33 protein-coding genes, 1 tRNA gene and 1 pseudogene are annotated in these 17,923 nt (G+C 53.5%); 16 read left to right on the top strand and 19 right to left on the bottom strand.

Annotation, left to right across the window (positions count from 1 at the left end; all coding sequences use genetic code 11):
• Position 1: 1 nt before the first annotated feature.
• The 18 genes from RRF55_RS20855 to RRF55_RS20770 form a co-directional block, all read right to left on the bottom strand.
• Positions 2-316 (bottom strand): hypothetical protein, encoded by a 315-nt coding sequence (locus RRF55_RS20855; RefSeq protein ID WP_029884058.1) that lies wholly within the window; start codon positions 314-316, stop codon positions 2-4.
• Positions 317-1,049: 733 nt separating this feature from the next.
• Complete coding sequence (locus RRF55_RS20850; RefSeq protein ID WP_046653824.1) at positions 1,050-1,550, bottom strand: antiterminator Q family protein; 501 nt, start codon at positions 1,548-1,550, stop codon at positions 1,050-1,052.
• Positions 1,547-1,687: a YlcG family protein gene (locus RRF55_RS20845; protein ID WP_032431116.1), complete on the bottom strand. Its 141-nt coding sequence runs from the start codon at positions 1,685-1,687 to the stop codon at positions 1,547-1,549. Before RRF55_RS20845 ends, RRF55_RS20850 begins: the two co-directional genes overlap by 4 nt.
• Positions 1,684-2,319 (bottom strand): recombination protein NinG, encoded by a 636-nt coding sequence (locus RRF55_RS20840; RefSeq protein ID WP_048291423.1) that lies wholly within the window; start codon positions 2,317-2,319, stop codon positions 1,684-1,686. The genes RRF55_RS20845 and RRF55_RS20840 overlap by 4 nt, the downstream gene beginning before the upstream one ends.
• On the bottom strand, positions 2,312-2,482 hold the full coding sequence (locus RRF55_RS20835; RefSeq protein WP_023342724.1) for a NinE family protein: 171 nt from the start codon (positions 2,480-2,482) through the stop codon (positions 2,312-2,314). The genes RRF55_RS20840 and RRF55_RS20835 overlap by 8 nt, the downstream gene beginning before the upstream one ends.
• Positions 2,482-2,937, bottom strand: a complete 456-nt coding sequence (locus RRF55_RS20830; protein ID WP_125317065.1) for a YbcN family protein — start codon at positions 2,935-2,937, stop codon at positions 2,482-2,484. The genes RRF55_RS20835 and RRF55_RS20830 overlap by 1 nt, the downstream gene beginning before the upstream one ends.
• Before the next feature lie 251 nt (positions 2,938-3,188).
• A complete protein-coding gene (locus RRF55_RS20825; protein WP_064169610.1) occupies positions 3,189-3,392 on the bottom strand; it encodes a hypothetical protein in 204 nt (67 codons plus the stop codon).
• Positions 3,392-4,132 carry a DUF551 domain-containing protein gene (locus RRF55_RS20820; RefSeq protein WP_228261575.1) on the bottom strand — a complete coding sequence of 247 codons (741 nt, stop codon included), beginning with the start codon at positions 4,130-4,132 and terminating at the stop codon, positions 3,392-3,394. Before RRF55_RS20820 ends, RRF55_RS20825 begins: the two co-directional genes overlap by 1 nt.
• Positions 4,129-4,341, bottom strand: a complete 213-nt coding sequence (locus RRF55_RS20815; protein ID WP_049079400.1) for a hypothetical protein — start codon at positions 4,339-4,341, stop codon at positions 4,129-4,131. The genes RRF55_RS20820 and RRF55_RS20815 overlap by 4 nt, the downstream gene beginning before the upstream one ends.
• Positions 4,341-5,048 carry an ead/Ea22-like family protein gene (locus RRF55_RS20810; protein WP_125317064.1) on the bottom strand — a complete coding sequence of 236 codons (708 nt, stop codon included), beginning with the start codon at positions 5,046-5,048 and terminating at the stop codon, positions 4,341-4,343. The genes RRF55_RS20815 and RRF55_RS20810 overlap by 1 nt, the downstream gene beginning before the upstream one ends.
• Positions 5,049-5,058: 10 nt before the next feature.
• The gene (locus RRF55_RS20805) at positions 5,059-5,811 is read right to left on the bottom strand and encodes a hypothetical protein (protein ID WP_023316697.1); all 753 of its coding nucleotides are present in this window, start codon (positions 5,809-5,811) and stop codon (positions 5,059-5,061) included.
• Positions 5,808-6,068 carry a DUF4752 family protein gene (locus RRF55_RS20800; protein ID WP_023158884.1) on the bottom strand — a complete coding sequence of 87 codons (261 nt, stop codon included), beginning with the start codon at positions 6,066-6,068 and terminating at the stop codon, positions 5,808-5,810. The genes RRF55_RS20805 and RRF55_RS20800 overlap by 4 nt, the downstream gene beginning before the upstream one ends.
• On the bottom strand, positions 6,065-6,673 hold the full coding sequence (locus RRF55_RS20795; RefSeq protein WP_228261574.1) for an ead/Ea22-like family protein: 609 nt from the start codon (positions 6,671-6,673) through the stop codon (positions 6,065-6,067). Before RRF55_RS20795 ends, RRF55_RS20800 begins: the two co-directional genes overlap by 4 nt.
• Positions 6,670-6,972 (bottom strand): MarR family transcriptional regulator, encoded by a 303-nt coding sequence (locus tag RRF55_RS20790; protein ID WP_135721765.1) that lies wholly within the window; start codon positions 6,970-6,972, stop codon positions 6,670-6,672. Before RRF55_RS20790 ends, RRF55_RS20795 begins: the two co-directional genes overlap by 4 nt.
• Positions 6,969-7,820: an ATP-binding protein gene (locus tag RRF55_RS20785; protein WP_029363677.1), complete on the bottom strand. Its 852-nt coding sequence runs from the start codon at positions 7,818-7,820 to the stop codon at positions 6,969-6,971. Before RRF55_RS20785 ends, RRF55_RS20790 begins: the two co-directional genes overlap by 4 nt.
• Positions 7,821-7,822: 2 nt before the next feature.
• Positions 7,823-8,677, bottom strand: a complete 855-nt coding sequence (locus tag RRF55_RS20780; protein WP_232706154.1) for a replication protein — start codon at positions 8,675-8,677, stop codon at positions 7,823-7,825.
• A gap of 86 nt (positions 8,678-8,763) precedes the next feature.
• Positions 8,764-9,084, bottom strand: a complete 321-nt coding sequence (locus RRF55_RS20775; protein ID WP_004141720.1) for a CII family transcriptional regulator — start codon at positions 9,082-9,084, stop codon at positions 8,764-8,766.
• 49 nt (positions 9,085-9,133) lie between these two features.
• Positions 9,134-9,349 carry a helix-turn-helix domain-containing protein gene (locus RRF55_RS20770; protein WP_023284762.1) on the bottom strand — a complete coding sequence of 72 codons (216 nt, stop codon included), beginning with the start codon at positions 9,347-9,349 and terminating at the stop codon, positions 9,134-9,136.
• A 99-nt stretch (positions 9,350-9,448) separates the two neighbouring features.
• On the opposite strand from RRF55_RS20770, the gene RRF55_RS20765 reads away from it, so the two are divergent.
• From RRF55_RS20765 to RRF55_RS20695, 15 genes and pseudogenes are all read left to right on the top strand, one after another.
• A complete protein-coding gene (locus RRF55_RS20765; protein WP_038421610.1) occupies positions 9,449-10,081 on the top strand; it encodes a LexA family protein in 633 nt (210 codons plus the stop codon).
• Positions 10,082-10,398: 317 nt separating this feature from the next.
• Positions 10,399-10,524 carry a hypothetical protein gene (locus RRF55_RS20760; RefSeq protein ID WP_009652632.1) on the top strand — a complete coding sequence of 42 codons (126 nt, stop codon included), beginning with the start codon at positions 10,399-10,401 and terminating at the stop codon, positions 10,522-10,524.
• On the top strand, positions 10,517-10,711 hold the full coding sequence (locus RRF55_RS20755; RefSeq protein WP_004151303.1) for a hypothetical protein: 195 nt from the start codon (positions 10,517-10,519) through the stop codon (positions 10,709-10,711). The genes RRF55_RS20760 and RRF55_RS20755 overlap by 8 nt, the downstream gene beginning before the upstream one ends.
• A gap of 88 nt (positions 10,712-10,799) precedes the next feature.
• A complete protein-coding gene (gene gamL / locus RRF55_RS20750; RefSeq protein ID WP_016529276.1) occupies positions 10,800-11,084 on the top strand; it encodes a host nuclease inhibitor GamL in 285 nt (94 codons plus the stop codon).
• 15 nt (positions 11,085-11,099) lie between these two features.
• Complete coding sequence (gene bet, locus RRF55_RS20745) at positions 11,100-11,945, top strand: phage recombination protein Bet (protein ID WP_201519117.1); 846 nt, start codon at positions 11,100-11,102, stop codon at positions 11,943-11,945.
• Entirely contained in the window at positions 11,942-12,622 is a 681-nt protein-coding gene (locus RRF55_RS20740) for a lambda exonuclease family protein (protein ID WP_116955501.1), read from the top strand. Before bet ends, RRF55_RS20740 begins: the two co-directional genes overlap by 4 nt.
• Positions 12,619-13,047: a hypothetical protein gene (locus RRF55_RS20735; protein ID WP_017898874.1), complete on the top strand. Its 429-nt coding sequence runs from the start codon at positions 12,619-12,621 to the stop codon at positions 13,045-13,047. The genes RRF55_RS20740 and RRF55_RS20735 overlap by 4 nt, the downstream gene beginning before the upstream one ends.
• Positions 13,044-13,700 carry an MT-A70 family methyltransferase gene (locus tag RRF55_RS20730; protein WP_201519118.1) on the top strand — a complete coding sequence of 219 codons (657 nt, stop codon included), beginning with the start codon at positions 13,044-13,046 and terminating at the stop codon, positions 13,698-13,700. The genes RRF55_RS20735 and RRF55_RS20730 overlap by 4 nt, the downstream gene beginning before the upstream one ends.
• Positions 13,697-13,917, top strand: a pseudogene (locus RRF55_RS20725) (hypothetical protein). Before RRF55_RS20730 ends, RRF55_RS20725 begins: the two are co-directional and overlap by 4 nt.
• Entirely contained in the window at positions 13,914-14,138 is a 225-nt protein-coding gene (locus RRF55_RS20720) for a hypothetical protein (protein ID WP_065953597.1), read from the top strand. The pseudogene RRF55_RS20725 and the gene RRF55_RS20720 overlap by 4 nt, the downstream one beginning before the upstream one ends.
• Positions 14,135-14,809, top strand: coding sequence for a morphogenetic protein (locus RRF55_RS20715; protein WP_201519119.1), 675 nt, complete (start codon positions 14,135-14,137; stop codon positions 14,807-14,809). Before RRF55_RS20720 ends, RRF55_RS20715 begins: the two co-directional genes overlap by 4 nt.
• Positions 14,806-15,033, top strand: a complete 228-nt coding sequence (locus RRF55_RS20710; RefSeq protein WP_102047347.1) for a hypothetical protein — start codon at positions 14,806-14,808, stop codon at positions 15,031-15,033. The genes RRF55_RS20715 and RRF55_RS20710 overlap by 4 nt, the downstream gene beginning before the upstream one ends.
• On the top strand, positions 15,030-15,248 hold the full coding sequence (locus RRF55_RS20705) for a TraR/DksA family transcriptional regulator (RefSeq protein WP_101858848.1): 219 nt from the start codon (positions 15,030-15,032) through the stop codon (positions 15,246-15,248). The genes RRF55_RS20710 and RRF55_RS20705 overlap by 4 nt, the downstream gene beginning before the upstream one ends.
• A gap of 1 nt (position 15,249) precedes the next feature.
• Positions 15,250-15,585 carry a helix-turn-helix domain-containing protein gene (locus RRF55_RS20700; protein ID WP_004151317.1) on the top strand — a complete coding sequence of 112 codons (336 nt, stop codon included), beginning with the start codon at positions 15,250-15,252 and terminating at the stop codon, positions 15,583-15,585.
• Positions 15,468-16,625, top strand: coding sequence for a tyrosine-type recombinase/integrase (locus RRF55_RS20695; RefSeq protein ID WP_227661057.1), 1,158 nt, complete (start codon positions 15,468-15,470; stop codon positions 16,623-16,625). The genes RRF55_RS20700 and RRF55_RS20695 overlap by 118 nt, the downstream gene beginning before the upstream one ends.
• 15 nt (positions 16,626-16,640) lie before the next feature.
• Here RRF55_RS20695 and RRF55_RS20690 read toward each other — a convergent pair.
• Positions 16,641-16,717: transfer RNA gene (locus RRF55_RS20690), tRNA-Arg, on the bottom strand.
• Positions 16,718-17,055: 338 nt separating this feature from the next.
• On the opposite strand from RRF55_RS20690, the gene folD reads away from it, so the two are divergent.
• Positions 17,056-17,922: a bifunctional methylenetetrahydrofolate dehydrogenase/methenyltetrahydrofolate cyclohydrolase FolD gene (gene folD / locus RRF55_RS20685; protein WP_004143017.1), complete on the top strand. Its 867-nt coding sequence runs from the start codon at positions 17,056-17,058 to the stop codon at positions 17,920-17,922.
• Position 17,923: the final 1 nt, after the last annotated feature.

The following is a 17,923-nucleotide window of genomic DNA, read 5'->3' as shown; positions in this document are numbered from 1 at the left end:
TTCACCCCTGTGTATCACTTGCGATCCGCTTCAAAGCCTCGGTAACCACTTCGGCTGAAGCCGGACGGTCACCTCCAGGCTTTGTGGAGACATCAGCCAGATAACTGGCCAACAGCTGCGTGCGCTTTTTCTCTTCATCAAGTCGCTCTCGCTCTTCCTTGCGCTTTGCGTAATAAGTCTTGATTGTGAAGAAGGCAGAGATCAGGGCGCCAATGATGAAGACATAATCCTGCAGACTCAGGACGGAAAAGATACCAAGCAAGGCTGACCACCAGTAAGGCAGATTGTGACCATCGGTTGGGTTCATACGTTGCATCTCTCACCTCCGATAATGTTCGGGGTGCTATCTGTAGTCAGTAAAAGATTCAGGGCCGTCGGGCTGATTTACCAACAAAGCGTCGAGGGTGATTCCCGCGACCCTGAAATAAAAAAAGGCCACGCTAAAGCGCAGCCCTTAAATGTCTTATGGTTTGTAGCAATGCCTTAATCAGGCGAAAAAAAGCCCGCTCAGAGGAACGGGCAGAAAGTAGACATTCTAGGTAGTAACAAACGAAAGCGCACCTAATAGTCCGAGCTACCGATTTACCAGGAGAGCGCTCGCTTTTTCCGTTACTGCCTTTTAAACATAGATGGAGGAGCCGAAACAGCAACCCCACTACCAAATGTCTTAGTAGTACTGCGTGGTGCCGGGTGCCTCCCGGTGAGCATGTCCCAGCCGACATGGCCCGCGCTGCATTTACAGATCACTGTAAGTGACTGGTCGCCCCACCGCACAGGGGGATTCACCACACGAATAGATTAACAAGATGTTAATTTTCTGGTCAATAAGATGTAAGCAAATGATGACATGCAGTTTTCTTATTGCAGAGTAACTTCAGTCTGGTTCAGAGCTCTTACCGGCGGGTGTCGACGTGTCGTGCAGCACGTCTCAACCCAAGAGCCCTGACCGGATCGCAGGTATAAAAAAACCCCGCACGATGGCGAGGCTCGGTGTTCTGATAGGTCAAACGCAAATACGGCAACCTACACTAAATATATTGCTCATTTGTTCATTGAAATGCAAGCACGTTATGACTATTTTTTGCAATTTTCTTCACACTTTCCCGATCGTTAAACGCATTTTGCAGCGGCTGGTACAGGCAGAAGAGCGCCGCGTTGATAATCTGCTTAACTTCCCGACGGATGGTTGAAATGCTCGGGTGCTTATACTGGTTTCCGGCGCGAGTCTTCATCAGGCGAGGTTTGCTAACAGCATGCTGCCATGAAGCGATCCTTATCTCGCTTGAGTTACAGACGTAATAGGCAAAAATCACCTTCCATGCGTTCTCATCTACGTTTTTCAGGTAATGTCGGATGACGGCATCAATTAGCAACCCATCATCATCGCTGCATACAGGCCTTGATGGTGCTTGCGGTTCAACCGTGGCCATGAACTTGGCAATCATATTTATCATCGCCTTGTCTATCTTCCCTGTCTGGCACCATGCGCCCCAAAGCTGGAGCCACTGATCTATCCACTGGTGCTGTTCGTTGGTTAATTCCAGTTTCATGCTGTCTCTCCCAGGCGCTTATAGATACGGACGAAATTGCGTAATATTTTGTAGTCAACCAGTACGGTGCCGCGGCTACGCAAGAGGCGGAGCTTTTGCCAACGGTCGCGGATGCGTTCGATAACGTCACGGCTCATGCAGCCTCCCGCTGTTTCAGTGCTTTGAGCTTGGCGCGGTACTCATCGCGGATACGAATAAAGTCTTCCCGGCGGTAGTTGGTCATTTCGTGGGGTCCGTTAAGCCAGTCGACATACTCCTGTCCATAACGAGCAACCAGGCCAGCTTCATATTGCTGAGCAACCGTCGCCTCTTTGGCTGTGTACTTCCCCGACCCGGCATTGCACGATTTGCACTGCTTATGAGCGTTGCGCTCTTCAAAACGCAACTCAGGGTAAGCGCCGACCGTTTTGAAGTGGCCGCAGTCCCACTGGCCGCCATGCAGATCAGGTGGGTTGGTCTCGCCGCAACTGATGCATGGCAAACCAGCATCACGAGCGCGGATGTAGGCGTTGAATGCCTTCTGAGCCTGGGCTTTGTAGTAACCGTTAGGTCTGAGTTCAGCCAATCTTGCTTTACGGCGCTGACGCCCCTCTTTCTCGGATTCGCGCTGGCGCTTCACCGCCCTGGCCTTCGCCACTTCCCGGGCTTTTGCTGTCTGTTTTTTGCCGATCGCGCTGGCGCATTCAAAACTGCATACCACCTGCCCTTCCCGGGCAGGATGGAACCATTCGCGGCAGTGGGCGCATTTACGACGTGCTGGTTTACGCATGTGGCCTCCGTGCTCTCAGGCGTAGCCACTTCTTATCGACCAGGCGGGCGGTGTAGTCTTTCAGGGTCGGGATATCGGAAGGCTTAACTTCGACCTTGCGCTTGCGGCGCGCCGGAACGCGGAAGATGCCGCGCTCCATTACTTTGGCGAGAAGGCTGCTCATTAGGCCTCCTGCTTTTGCTGCAGTTGCTGATATTCGCAACCGTGTGGAATGGTGAGAGACAGGCCAAACTGAGCGCACCAAGCCTCTACTTTGGTCAGGAAGATGTGCATTTCACCGGTATCAAGGTCGGCGGTATGGCGAGGCTCCCACGTTGTGGTTTTCTCACCGGTGATGAAGTCGGTGTATGTCACCTCTTCGCAGCCGAGATAGGTCTTTTTGAGGTTGCGCTTAACCCACTCAGGAGTTGCGTCGGTACGCCCGGAGTTAATCAGGTATTCGCTGATTTCCGCGTACCACATGTGACTGAGTGCGTTCTGGCTCAGGCTGCGCTTTTCGCGCCACTCTTTGACCTGCAGGCGAAGACATTTCCCGTCAGAGAGCTGCTCCTGAAGAATCTTGCCTATAGCGCTGAAGTTGCCGCTGTGCAGTTTGATGCCGCATTGAGGGATGTTCACGCTTCACCTCCTGGGAGGCTAAACGCTGAATGCAGAAAATCGCCGGTGACTTTCGCCATCGGTGACAGGGATTGCTGTAAGGTTTTGTGCGCCATGTGTCCCCACTTGGCGCCGGATAATCGTGTCAGTTGCTCAGGCTGACTAGATAATTATCGCCCTTCCCGGGGATAAATGCAAAATGAGCATATACGAGAAAACCCCTCAGGAGAGGGGTTTGATTTCAGCGGGAAGCTTTGCGTTCTGCGGGGGATTTAGGCACCTTTCGCCTCCCGCCTCATTTTGGTGATTGGGTTATTCCAGGAGTCGATATCCTCCTGAATCACCTTGCCGCTACCTTGGCACAGCTCACAGGAAGAAAGAAGCCCGTAGCAGACCGGGCATTTCTCAAACGGGCCAAACTGACGCTTCCACTTCAGCAATGCGGCATGCTTGCCAATCTCCTCAATGGTGCGCATCACTTCCCCTCCTGCTCATTCCGCGATACTAAGGGAATCAATGCGTTAATATCCTCCTTCGGACCGGCAGGCAGTGGCATCCAGTGAGTTGCCGGTAACTCTCTACCGGAAATAACTGACGTGAAGAAACGACAATTTGCAGCAGAGCACTCCATTTCGCCAACGTTAACTGCCCCTCCCATTGCGGTAAGCACGATGTCGCCAACTTCCGGCATCCGCTCGCTTACCGGAATCCATGTATCAGGAATTACCGAAGAGTTGCCGCCTTGCGCCGGAGAGTTGGTGTGCAGCACTTCACCTGTTTTTGACAACGAACCCATAGCTGGCGCGGGATTGATGCTGGTTAGCGACTCCTCATCGACATGGTCGACAAGTTGTCGGTCGAGCATGGCGGCGCGGCAGGCGTTCCAGCCTATACCAAAGCCAATTTTCGGCTCGCAGACGCCATTAAGCATCATTCTTCCGCGCTCATCGCGCACGTATGCATCAGGCACTACCGGCGCTGGCTGCGCTGCATATACAGGCATGGTGCAAGCCTTATTGAAATCTCTTCTTGCTAGGATATGCGGATAACCGGCATCAAAGTCTGATTTGCTTATGTACGCCACCGGCTCGCCGTCCATTGCGGCCAGCGCCATGCGCGCCAATTCTTCAATTTCAGCGTGAGACGGCGGCAGTGTCATTGCACGATGAAAGTTAGCGATTAGCTCAATGCGCTCTCTGGTTAATTTGCTGGTCATTGGTTGGCTCCCCGTGAAATTTTGTGGCCCGGCGCATAGCAGCGCTGGCGGTCTTTGCTGATGCGCCAGCCAGCTTTGCGCGCCTGCTGAGAAATATCGGTCATATTCCGGCCAATAAAATCAGCCTGCCCCTGAGGATAGATTTTCCCTGACTGGCAACCTTCACAGTCGCAATACAAATCGGCGCAAAATCCTTCAGTTATGCCCATCACTCAGCCTCCACCTTGATGCCAGCGAGCCAATTTCTAACCAGCTGATATTCGTTATTTCGGAAAGAACCGCAGGCGTAAATGTACGGCAACCGCAGGTTATGGCCGTTCTGGCGCAGATAGTCTTTGCATCCATGCTCGGTAAAGCAGGCAGTAACAAACTCATCTACTTCCTGCATCGCGTATCGATCATATCCGCGAGTGTCGCGACCATCCTGATAAAGCGCTTCCAGTCGCTTGGCTCTCAGCTCGCTGACCTCTTCACCATCCCATACCCAGCAAATTCGGCTAGGCGAGTGCTCGTCACTTCCGATAATTTCACGCTTCTGGAAAACGACGAACATGGGCTGATCGGTAATGCGGTTGTCCTGCGTCCTGATAAGCTCACCGATTGTGTAAAGCTCAGGGGACAGCTTCACGGTGCGGGACTCCAGCTGGGCGATGCGCTTCTCTGCAATTTCCAGTTCCAACTTTAGGTGTCGGTTTTTATCTCTCGCCGCTTCCCTAAATTCGATCGCGGTTTTGCTATAGGTCTCAAGCTCGCCGTTCCGCTGCTGCGCCTTCTCCAGCGCCTCTACCAGCGCGAGGATGTTTTCCGGAGTTACAGTTCTTTCCCATATTTCAGAAGTTTCGGCGACATCTCGGCAAATCATCTCTCTATCTGCTGCCGCTTTCAGGCTCTGCGACAGTTCGGTGATACCAGTCATGGTTGACTCCCTAAATCTCAAAGGCCAATTGCGGCATAAAGCGGTCGCGTTCGGCGTTATAGTTGAGCGCACTGGCGCTGTTCATTGACTCGATACGCTCAACGAGTACAGCGGCTCTGGTTTCTTTGCTGGCCGGTGCATAGGCTGATTTCTGCCATGATTTGTCGATACCGATATTGCGGGCCACGTTTGTGCTATCAGCTGATGACAGCGGTATATGGCGGAAAATATCGGCATTGAGCATACGTAGGCCGTGCAGTTTGCAAATCGGGTAGCCGTTCTCATCCACAACATGCCGGATTAAGTCACGCAGGCGAGCCACACAGCGGCGCGGCCGCTTTGCGTCGTATTCGCCCATGCTGCCGATTGCCACGCGGGGGAACTCATTGCAGAGCTGAATAAACCGCTCGTCTGGTTCGTTCATATGCCACACTGGCGCCCCAATAAACTTTCCGTGCGGCCACTCTGCTATCAGCGCATCGTTTTCTTCGCTACTACCACCGATAACGTCAGGGATAATGGCGAATGAGAACCGCGGGTGATTAGCCCAACGCTCGACGAACCGGTAATACTCGTTCCAGTCCACAACGCGTTTTTTCGTCCAGAAACTGAATGCGCCGTTATCCAGAGCAAATGACTGAGTAACCTCGCTGGCCAGTGCTAACTGACCAGCGTTTGCAAAGCTAATGAACGCATGGCGCCCCTTCCACGCTTTCAACGCACAGGTATCTGGCGTGATTGGCCCTCCGTGGAAGTGAATCATTTGTCGGCCCCCTCGCTGCGGAACATCATGATTGTCAGGTCGCCTTTAGTGGCCAGGCGAACGGTAGAGCCAGGTTCCAGGCTGTTAAGCTCAAAGGCGTCATAAAACTCATTCACAGCTTTCTGGCGGCGAGATTCCTTACGACGCTTGTCCCACTGCCTCAGAGCATTTTTAGTAATCCACTGGCCTGTTTTAACCATGATGTATGCCCATCCCAGAATGGCTAAACCGGTATTGAGATAAGTGGCGATGCTCATTTTCCGTCCCCCTCCCGCAGCTGTTTGGCGATATCTGCCAAGATGTCATCAGCAAAAGAACGGTCGAAATCACCCTCTGGTGCATTTGCCATAAACTCGGTTGAGGCGAGAATCATGCGAGCGATATCTGCTGCGTTTTTGGCGGTGTCTTCGATGAAACCGGCATCCCAGGCAGCCAGCATTCGGTTAGCCACAAAGTGCGCACCTTCAACGCGGCCATCAGCCTTAATCCCGGCTACGATGCGATCGGTGGCTGGGGTGTCTGGCTTAAGTGCGTCAAGAACGGCGTGGATAACCTCTGTTTCGTTTTCAACCCATGACCACTCGGAGGTTTCATTCCAGTCATGATCCATTACAGCGGTTTCCATGAATGCATCGACTGCTTCGGATGGGATTTCCCCCTGGCTAAAAACAGCCTTCAGCGCCACATTCTCCGCAGCCAGCTTATCCATTTCGATGCTACGACCTTTCCAGCCCTCCCACATTGCAGCCATCATCATGAACCAGACATTTCCGCACCCCACCTTCTTCTCGTTAAAGAACCAGGTTACGAATTCAATGCTCATATCGTTTTGCTGTGCAATCTGTTCGATTTCGTTTTTCATTTTCTTACTCCCGCCAGGCACTGGTTAAACAGGTTGGTCATTGGGTTTACGCCGCCAGGACGCTGGCGATACTGAACAGACGGATCGCTTTCGGTTACGGCTGTTGTGTCGATCAGGGTGTAGCGGTAGCTACTGCACTCACCCGCACGCTGTACCTGGCCGTCACGGTGCATCTGCCACAGGGAGGAATTGACCACTGAAGAGTCAAGCCCGGTACCGCGGCGGATATCCTGAAAGCTGCAGCCAGGATGCTGGCCGATGAAGTTAATAACGGCTTGTTTGCCAGAGTTCTTTTTCATGACCGGTTCTCCCGATAGCTGTCCCAGGTAAACGAAATCGTGCAGCCGCCGCCGTCGTTCATGCGGTCGATGACCCGCTCGCCGATGAACTGCGTCAGCTCATCCTTCGGCAGGTTGCTGATCAGGATCGTCGGCTTAAGGCGCTCGTAGCGGGTGTTGATGATTTCAAACATGATCATCTTCTCGGCTTCGCTGCCAAACTGCACACCAACCTCATCGACAATGAGAAGGTCTGGCTTCGTGAAGTAGCGGATCACCTCATCCTCAGTGCGCGTGGCTGTTTTTGACCAGGTCGATTTAAACTCCCGGGCAATCTTGAGCGCCGTCGTGAAAATGACTGAGCTTTGGTGGTGCTCAATCACATGACGGGCAATGGCCAGCGCAAGGTGGTTTTTACCGGTACCAGGCTTGCCACACATAACCAACCCACCACCCTGCTGGAGGCGATCAGTCCATTTCGATGCGTAGGCCTGGCAGACCCGTAATGCTCGCTCAGAATCCTTCCCAACAGGCTTGTAGCTGTCCAGAGTGCACGTGGAGAAGCGCTCTGGTATATCCAGCTGTCGAAGCAGCCTTTCTGCAGTTTGCTGGCGAACTCGCTTATCCCAGCGAACCTTTTCATCCCTCAGAAAATTCAGTTCGTCTTCCAGGCAGCCCGGGCAGCGTGTCGGCGGTGATGGCAGATTGATGATGCTGCTGGTCAGGATCCGCTTTCGCTGCTCATACTCGCCATGCTTTTCGCAACAGACGCGCTCAATAACCACCTCGCAATTCGGGATGTCTTCCGGTGGCTTACTCAGCTGATCAAGCATCCGCTCAATGGCAGTGATTTTTTCTTCCAGTTCCATGATCAGTCCCTCGCCCATGATGGGATTTCAGTCTGCCCGTAATCCTTCCCTGCGAAATTTTCGGCAACTCGCACCTGTTGACTTGGTTGAGGCTTGACACCATTTGGCTCAAACAGGCCTTGCCAGCCATTGGCGATGCTGCGGTTGATAATTTCTTCGGGCGCGTAACCGTTCAGTCTGCAGCGGTCCAGCAGGTTGATAGCCTGGGTGACCGTCTGCTGAGACTTGATCGGCTTTTTCAGGTCACGACGGTATGCCACCCATGACGACCAGATTTTTGCAGAAAGCCAGTCAGGCAACTGAACAGCTGACGCATCGAACGAAACCGCCCGGGGGGATTTAGGGGGGTTATTAATATTGTCTTTATTGTCTTTTGTATGTTTGTCTTTTGTGTTTACCTGATTCGGGTAATAGGCGTTACCTGATTCGGGTAATCTTTTCTTACCTGATTCGGGTAATGTTACCTTTTTCAGGTAAGGTTCCTTTTCTGTACCTTTTACGGGTAAAGATGACCATTCGCTGACCGTTTTATTAATCCCGATAACACGACCGGTTTGAGTTAATATCCCCCGCTTAACCAGGACGCTTTTTGCAGCTGAGCACTTATGCGGGAGAATGCCGGTCAGCTCCGAGAGCTGCTCGTTACTGACCCAGTCAGATTTCTTGTTGAAGCCGTATGTTTTGCGCATGACAGCCATGAACACCAAAAGCTGATGCTGCGACAAACCCGCACGCATGACAGCTTCAAGGAGCTCATTGGCGATGCGCGTAAACCCATCGTCGAGATCTGCCACGCGCAGCTCCTGTAGTGCCACGACAGGCACAGGGAAATTGATTACCTCGGCAGTATTTGCCATAATTACTCCTGTGAATTTGTTCAGTTAATTCGCGTAGAAAGCCGTTAGTGTTCGAGCACTGCGGCTTTCGCCTTTTACGCACTTCATCAGTCCCACCCTAACGGGCCAGGGCGGCACCGCTCCGCACGCAAACCGATATCCGCCAGCGTTTCTACTGACTGCAGGTAGTGGCGGGAAACAACCACCGCCTCCGGCGGAACAACCTGCAAACCCAGCGCTGATATTTCCTTCGCCATTTCGGCGTAATACCCCTCGCTCTTGCGGCGACTGATTGTCGACTCGCTAACCCCTCGCATTTCCGCAAAAACCTTTTGGCCAATGGATAAAAGCCGGTTTAACAAAATGCCTTCAATCTCAATTGGGTTGAGGATTGGCGGCTCTAACTTTCGGGCTATTGCATTCTCCATCTGTGATACTTCCTCTGGTGGTGTTTGAAAGGCCGATTAAATCGGCAACTTATTGAGATTGAGATGGCATCTCGCCATAAAGCAGCCACTTAGGGTCGCAATGGAGCGCAGTTGCCAGTTCGAACAAATAACGTGGGCGCTTGGTTGTCCCGGCCTCAATTGCCTGTAGAGACTGCTGTCTCATGCCAACTTTTTTTGCTAATTGCGCCTGAGACAGATTCATCTCTTCGCGCTTTTTTTTGAGGCGTTGCGAAATGGTTTCCATGTTACCTCCTACAGTTTTATCTGTATTCTGTGACAGTTATTTCTGTTTGTCAATTACAGTTTTAACTGTGAATATCAAGGCATACATTGAGAGGGATTTATGAGCCTTGCAGATCGCGTAAAGCAAAAGAGAATTGAGCTCGGTCTAACGCAGACCGAGGCAGCGTTGAATGCCGGAATAACTCAGCAGTCATGGCAGAGCATTGAAAAGGGAGACACCAGAAAACCGCGTAATATTATTGGCATAGCTAAGGCGCTAAAGTGCGATCCTGACTGGCTAATGAATGGCGGGGCCTTTATGCCTATTGCTGAAGTTAGCAGCAAGAAGGTGCCTCTCATAAGCTATGTCCAGGCAGGGGCTCTCGCAGAAAAAAATCCTATTGAGGCATTTGATGGGAGTTTTGAGTACATCCTTACAGACCACGAAGTTTCTGATTTTACATTTGCTTTACGCATCGAAGGCGATTCGATGGAGCCAGACTTCAAGGCTGGAGATGTGATCATCGTAGACCCAGAGGTTGAGCCAACCCCCGGAGAGTTTGTTGTGGCCAAGAACGGTGGAACTCAAGCGACATTTAAAAAATATCGGCCAACTTACACCGATCACCTGGGCTGCCAGCATTTCGAGCTTGTGCCATTGAATGATGACTACCCGATTATCAGCAGCGAGCATCAACCACTAACAATCATCGGCGTGATGATTGAACACAGAATCTATCGAAGAAAGCGCTAACCCCCTACCCCTCTCAGAATAGAACCGGCATATGCCGGTTTTTTTTCGCCCCATCAAAATAAATCCCCTTTCATTACAGACAGATATGTAACAAACACCAAAAAATACAGTTTTGTCTGTTGACGAAAATACAGTTTTATCTGTAAATTTAAGCCATCCAAACAACAACGTTGGCGCCGATAATAGGTAACAACGCTCCGTTAGCCGCGATAAGGCAAAGGTGAAGAGATGATCCGCGAAGAAGACAAGCCTGCATGGCGTAATTTTTGGTTAAAGGTCGTTCCGTTTTTGGTTGCTGTTATCGCAGTTAGCTATCCGTGCTGGGGTGGAAAATGAGCAAACAAGGCATTCGTTCACTGATTTACTGCCTGCTGATCTGCGGCGTTATCTGGACAGCGTTGATTATCAAAATTCTACACGTTACGGGGGTGTTCAATGGCTAACTCAATTCCTAACAACGGACGCGCCGTGATGATGCGCAATCGCCGCACCGGCGCCGCCTGGCTGGTCAGCTTCGACTATCGCGACGGCAGCTACTGGCATGAGCCGCAGGGAAATCTGCGCCACATCCGCCGGCCATACGCTTCACGCAGTATCGAACCGAACCTGGTACCAGCCGGGACGCATTAACCGCGCATATCAGCGCACGAATTTAACTGAGCTATCAGGCAGCCATTACGGTGCCGGGCGTTTCACAACCAAATTTCAGGAGCGAGATATGAACGCATACCGCGCATACGACGCTATCGAAGAACGGAAATGGGCTGAGCAGTCGCTCACCGAAGAGAAGCAAAAGTGGATTGACGATCGGGCGCAGGAAATTATCGACGCGCTGCCGAAAGAGCCGTCAGGCCTGTTCCGCTTCTCTGTACCTATGGACAAAAGCCCATACGAAGGCCTCCGAAGCGATGCAGCTGGCGAGGCATATAACGATCTCATTTCGGCAGTAGCTTACGCCCAGGCGGAATACGACTGGGATCACCGCACCGGCTGCCCGTTTTAACTTTGGGGAATAGCAATGGCTAACGAACTTGTGATTACAGCCAGCTCTCTTGCTGAGCGAGGAATTGACGGCGCTACCTGGAGCGCCCTCAAGAACAGTATTTATCCTGGCGCCAAGGATGAGTCGGTGATGATGGCGCTTGACTACTGCCGGGCCAGAAACCTCGATCCGCTTCTGAAGCCCGTTCATCTGGTGCCGATGAGCGTTAAGGACTCGAAGTCGGGGAAAAGCGAGTGGCGCGATGTGGTTATGCCTGGCATCGGGCTTTATCGGATTCAGGCCGATCGCTCCGGTGATTACGCTGGCGCAAAAGAACCAGAGTTCGGCCCGGACGTCACTCTGACGCTTACCGGTGTTGAGGTGACAGTCCCTCAATGGTGCAAGTACACGGTCAGCAAGCGCATGCCGAGCGGGGAGATCGTCGAATTCAGTGCGAAAGAATACTGGGTTGAAAACTACGCCACCGCCGGCCGCGACACTACCGCGCCAAATGCTATGTGGAAAAAGCGCCCTTATGGCCAGCTGGCGAAGTGTGCCGAGGCTCAGGCTCTGCGTAAGGCATGGCCTGAAATTGGCCAGCAGCCCACTGCCGAAGAGATGGAAGGTAAAACGCTGGAAGTGGATGCGCGTGACGTAACGCCGCGCAGCACGACAGAGGTGCTCCCCCTGGTGGCCAGTGAGGAAACGTTGCAGGCAATTACCGACCTCCTGACGTCCCTGAATAAGGACTGGGAGCAGGACTTCCTGCCTCTGTGCAGCAACATCTTCAAGCGTGACATTTTCCAGGCATCACAGCTCACCGAAGAAGAAGCGCAGAAAGGCTTTAGCTTCCTCCAGAAAAAAGCTCAGGTGGCAGCATGACACCAGAAATTATCCTCGAACGAACTGGCATTGACGTTACCCGCGTTGAACAGGGAGATGAATCCTGGCACCGCTTACGCCTGGGCGTGATCACAGCCTCGGAAGTTCACAACGTCATTTCTAAACCCAAGTCAGGCAAAAAGTGGACTGATATGAAGATGTCCTACTTTCTTACGCTCCTTGCCGAAGTGTGCACCGGCGTGGCGCCGGAAGTTAACGCCAAGGCGCTGGCCTGGGGGAAACAGTATGAGGCCGACGCTCGCACCCTGTTTGAGTTCACCACCGACGTGCAGGTAACCGAGTCGCCGATCCTTTTCCGTGACGAAGGTATGCGAACCGCCTGCTCACCAGATGGCCTGTGCAGTGATGGCCGAGGCCTTGAGCTGAAGTGCCCTTTCACCTCTCGCGACTTCATGAAATTTCGGCTTGGCGGCTTCGAGGCTATCAAATCCGCCTACATGGCCCAGGTGCAATTCAGCATGTGGGTAACCGGGAAGGACGCCTGGTACTTCGCGAATTATGACCCTCGCATGAAGCGAGAAGGCATTCACCATGTCGTTGTTGAGCGCGACGAAAAATACATGTCCGACTTCAACGAAATGGTGCCGGAGTTCATCAGCAAGATGGATGAATCGCTGGCGGAGATCGGCTTTACCTTCGGGGAGCAGTGGAAATGAAACGCACTCCATTTTACCGCAGGCCCGGCAAAGCAGGGAAATTCTCCGGCCTTCGCGAGCGCGTGATCTGGATGATTCAGACGCGCGGCCGCCCTGTTACCGGCAGCGAAATAGCGGAGAAGTTCGGCGTGACGCTTGTCGAATTTAACCGCGTTGCGAACGGCATAACCAAGGGAGAAGGCCGCATTGCGCAGCTGATTGCATCGGAAACCTGGCTTAACGAGGACGGCATCTGCGATCGCACCTTTGACCTGATCACAAGGCCAAAGGTCATTACCCCGCAGGGTAAAACTCGCCTGTTCACTAAGCGCTCGATAGCTCAGGCCGCCTCTGGCAACCGCCAGAAATGTATTGATAAAGCGGCCCGGCGCCGCCGGCTTATCGCATCTGGCCTCTATATCGATGAAATGGAGTCAGTCCTATGAACCGCTACTCACTTATCTATGCCGACCCGGCCTGGTCTTACGGGAACACGATCAGCAACGGCGCCGCCGTCGATCACTACCTCACCATGAGCTTGCTCGATATGAAGCGGCTCCCGGTGTGGGAGCTCACCGCGGATAACGCTGTGCTGGCGATGTGGTACACCGGCACCCACAACCAGGAGGCGATCGAGTTGGCCGAGGCCTGGGGATTTACGGTGCGCACGATGAAGGGCTTCACCTGGGTGAAGTTGAACCAGCTGGCCGAACTGCGCATTACCAAGGCTCTGGCAGAGGGAGATGTGACCGACTTTTACGACTTCCTCGACCTGCTGAATGCCGAGACACGCATGAACGGCGGCAATCATACCCGCGCCAATACCGAAGACGTCCTGATCGCCACCCGCGGCGCCGGACTGGAACGCCAGCATGCTGGCATTAAGCAAGTGGTCTACAGCCCACTCGGCGCGCACAGCGAGAAACCGTGGGAAGTTCGCCACCGCCTGGAGCTGCTCTACGGAGACGTGCCGCGGATTGAGCTGTTCAGTCGCAGCGCGGCGCCAGGCTGGAGCCACTGGGGTAACCAGTGCGCCACCGCTTCCGTTGAGTTGATCCCCGGCTGCGCCATTGACGTTGTGAAGACGGAGGCAGCATGACGCCAGAGGAAAAAGAAAACGCTCTCCGCGCCCAGGCTCGTCGCTGCGCAGAAGAGATAACCAAAGCGATGAACGTAAAGCCTAAACCGAAGTGGAACGCTGTATGCCCCCCATCCTTCGCAAGCACTACGAGAAGGTAAAACCGATGGGTGTCAGCCTGGTGAAATTTGTCAGTGTTATTGGGCGGCTCAGCGGCCGCTATGGAGTGGAGTCATGAAGCTGAAAATGTATACCCCATCCGGGTCTGTGATCGTCGAAACCAACGACGTCGTGCAGTTTTACCCGGACGCTGAAAGCGGCGGAGAGCTGACCACAATCGAACTGGTTTCGCCAACCGGCGACCATGGGAAGGTGGCAGTAAAACATAGCTTCCACCAGGTGACTGGCGCTCTCGCCACGGCCTGGAAAATGGATGAAGACAAGGCAGGTGCAGCATGAAAGAACGTGGAATGATTTTTAACGCTGAGATGGTGCGCGCGTTGCTCGACGGCCGGAAGACGCAGACGCGGCGGATTGTTAAAGGGACTGACGGCGCCGTGAAGTTCTGCAAGGAATGGGACATCAACGGAGAAGAAATTTTCGTTGTTCTCGGCGAAAAAGACCGCACAGGAATGAATCCTGTTTTGGGTGCTATCTCGTGCCCGTTCGGAGCAGTCGGCGATCGCATCTGGGTGCGCGAGACGTTTCAGGGGCCACTGTTCGACTACGACCTAATGGATAGCTATTGCAAAGACCCCACTCCATTTGAGAAGCCCGAATTCTGCGTTTACAAGGCTGATGGAGTGCCTGCGCCAGAGTTTTACGATGCGGATGATGAACTTCATTGCTGCTGGCGACCATCCATTCACATGCCGCGCTGGGCCAGCCGCATTCAGCTGGAAATCACCGGCGTGCGGGTTGAGCGGTTGCAGTCCATTACCCTTGGGGATATTTGCAAAGAGGTTGGATGCGGTCTTTATGATTTTCGACCTGCCACTTATGGCTTCCAGGTATGGGAGGAGTTGTGGAAATCCATCTATGGCGCCGAAAGTTGGAATGCCAACCCCTGGGTTTGGGTTATCGAGTTCAAGCGCGTTGAAGCGGAAAAAAGCGAAGGCGGTGCAGCATGAGCAAATACATAAATCTTGATATCGCGATAATGAGCAAGCTTAGCGAGACGCCATCTCCTTTCAGCCGGCTGTTCTCTGGTGACGTAGGGGCTGAGTGCGTCGATATAGCGAAGGATGAAGGGGATAAAAAAGAGCCATTCCGCATCCTCGACCGCCGATTACAGGCCTTGCGTAAATTGGGGGTGATTGCCCATGTGAAAGGTAAAGGATGGGTGAAGTTATGAGCGCAGAAATCATCGATCAGGCCAACGAGCTGGCAGAGCGCCGGCTGGAAATGACCATCCAGAACATGCGCATCAACCATGCGGCAGTCTCAGCTACTCACTGCCGCGACTGTGGGGAAGAGATACCCGAGCGGCGCCGGGAACTGGTAGCGGGCTGCCAGCGCTGCGCTGACTGTCAGGAAGACGAGGAATTACGCGGTAAGCATCGGAGGTGATATGGCATCTGACAAACCGATAACAGCACAGCAGGCCGCCGATTTGCTCATCGTGTCTGCGCGGGTGATCTACCGCCTGATTGAGTCTGGGGAGCTCGCCGGCCGCAAGGTCGGCAATAAGTACAGAACGACCGAGGCTGCGTGTATTGCATATTTGAAAACCCCGCGCGATCCTGTCATCGCGAACGCGGGTGAACATAAAGGAGAAGTTTTATGTCAATCACCCTCAGGGGCGGCGTGTGGCACTGTCATTTCTTTACGCCGTCAGGAAAAAGAGTTAGGCGATCTCTTGGCACGGGGGACAAAAAGCAGGCTCAGGAGCTCCACGACAAGCTGAAGGCGGAAGCGTGGCGGGTTGACCAGATCGGCGACCTGCCCGTCAGAACCTTCGAAGAGTACTGCATCCGGTGGCTGCGGGAAAAGGACCATAAACGATCGCTGGATGATGACAAAACCAAAATTGAGTTTTGGCTGCAGCATTTTTCCGGCCGTGATGTCTCGAAGATAACGGCGGAGGAAGTTCATGAAGCCGTTAACGGGATGATCAACCGTAAGCACCTGCAGGTGTGGGAGAGTAAACGTGATGCCGCGTTGAGGAAGGGTAAGCCGGTTCCGGAGTACAAACCACGGCAGGTTTCGCAGGCGACGAAGGCGCAACACCTTTCCTTCATTCGGTCTCTGCTTAGGGCCGCGGCGAATGACTGGGGCTGGATAAAAACAGCTCCTGTTATCAAAACCCGCAAGCCGATCAGTAAGCGGATACGGTGGCTGACCAGAGAAGAAGCTGAGCGATTGATCGAGTGCATGCCGGAGAGCATTAAGCCAGTGGTGATATTTGCACTGGCAACCGGCCTGCGCCGCTCAAACATCATCGGGCTTGAGTGGCAGCAGGTCGATATGCAGAGAAAGGTTGCATGGGTAAATCCGGAGAACGCAAAAGCGGGCAAGGCGATTGGCGTAGCTCTGAATGATACCGCATGCAGGGTGTTAAGGGATCAGATAGGGAAGCATTCCCGGTGGGTGTTCGTTCACACCACGGCAAAGCATCGCCCTGATGGGACACTGACGCCCGCGGTTAGAAAAATGCGGGTGGATGACAATAACGCCTGGCGCGCCGGGTTGAAAAAAGCGGGGATCGAGGATTTCCGTTTTCACGACCTCCGGCACACCTGGGCGAGCTGGCTAATTCAGTCCGGCGTCCCGCTTTCTGTACTGCAGGAAATGGGAGGATGGGAGAGCATCGAGATGGTACGTCGTTATGCTCACCTGGCGCCGAACCACCTGACCGAACACGCACGGAAAATTGACGCCATTTTTGGCGCTAGCGACACAAATACGACACAAGGAGGAAATCAGGCTGGTTTAAAACTGGCATAAGTTATTGTTTCTTAATGGCACGCCCTACAGGATTCGAACCTGTGACCTACGGCTTAGAAGGCCGTTGCTCTATCCAGCTGAGCTAAGGGCGCCCTGAGAAGCGAGTGCTTCGCGGAGTGAAACGCCTGGAATTATACGGTCCACGTCGGTTGAGTCAATCCATTTTGCCAGGAAACTGCGGGCTTATACGACGCTGGCGAAATATCCCCCACCAACTGTACAAGAAGCATACCGCTGGGGCTCATGCGCGCGTAAATCGACTCAGTGGCCAGGCGCAACGCACCAATAACCATGTAATAACCATGGTCATAACAGGCTAAATTAGCCTCAGACAGGATAAAACAGCAAACGAGGACTGACAGCGAGGCCCGCTTCTGACAAAATATCCTCATCCCCCTTTCGTAAAGATACAGATGGAATCCTCTCTCTGATGGCAGCAAAAATTATTGACGGTAAAACGATTGCGCAGCAGGTACGCTCTGAGGTTGCGGAAAAAGTGAAGGCTCGCGTTGCGGCCGGAAAACGCGCCCCTGGGCTGGCCGTCGTGCTGGTCGGCAGCAACCCGGCCTCGCAGATTTATGTCGGCAGCAAGCGCAAAGCATGTGAAGAAGTGGGCTTCGTCTCCCGCTCTTACGATCTCCCGGAAACCACCAGCGAAGCCGAGCTGCTGGAGCTTATCGACACTCTGAATGCCGATAAGACCATCGACGGTATTCTGGTTCAGCTGCCCCTGCCGGCAGGGATCGATAACGTCAAAGTTCTCGAGCGCATCGCGCCGGATAAAGACGTCGACGGCTTCCATCCTTACAACGTTGGCCGCCTGTGCCAGCGCGCGCCGCGCCTGCGTCCGTGCACTCCGCGCGGTATCGTGACCTTGCTGGAACGCTACAATATCGACACCTACGGCCTCAATGCGGTGGTCATTGGCGCTTCCAATATCGTCGGTCGCCCGATGAGCATGGAGCTGCTGCTGGCCGGCTGCACCACCACCGTCACCCACCGCTTTACAAAAAACCTGCGCCATCATGTCGAAAACGCCGACCTGCTGATCGTCGCGGTGGGCAAACCGGGCTTTATTCCTGGCGAGTGGATTAAAGAAGGGGCGATTGTGGTCGATGTCGGCATCAACCGTCTGGAAAGCGGCAAAGTGGTCGGCGACGTGGTGTATGAAGATGCCGCCGAACGCGCGTCCTACATCACCCCGGTTCCCGGCGGCGTTGGCCCGATGACCGTCGCCACCCTGATCCAGAACACGCTGCAGGCGTGCGAAGAGTATCACGACGTTGAGGAGGCCTGAG

It is taken from the genome of Klebsiella sp. K47 (assembly GCF_051858335.1).
Taxonomy (GTDB): Bacteria; Pseudomonadota; Gammaproteobacteria; order Enterobacterales; family Enterobacteriaceae; genus Klebsiella; species Klebsiella pneumoniae.
Note: the sequence above shows the minus strand (reverse complement) of the source record. Positions and strands in the feature narration are given on the sequence as shown.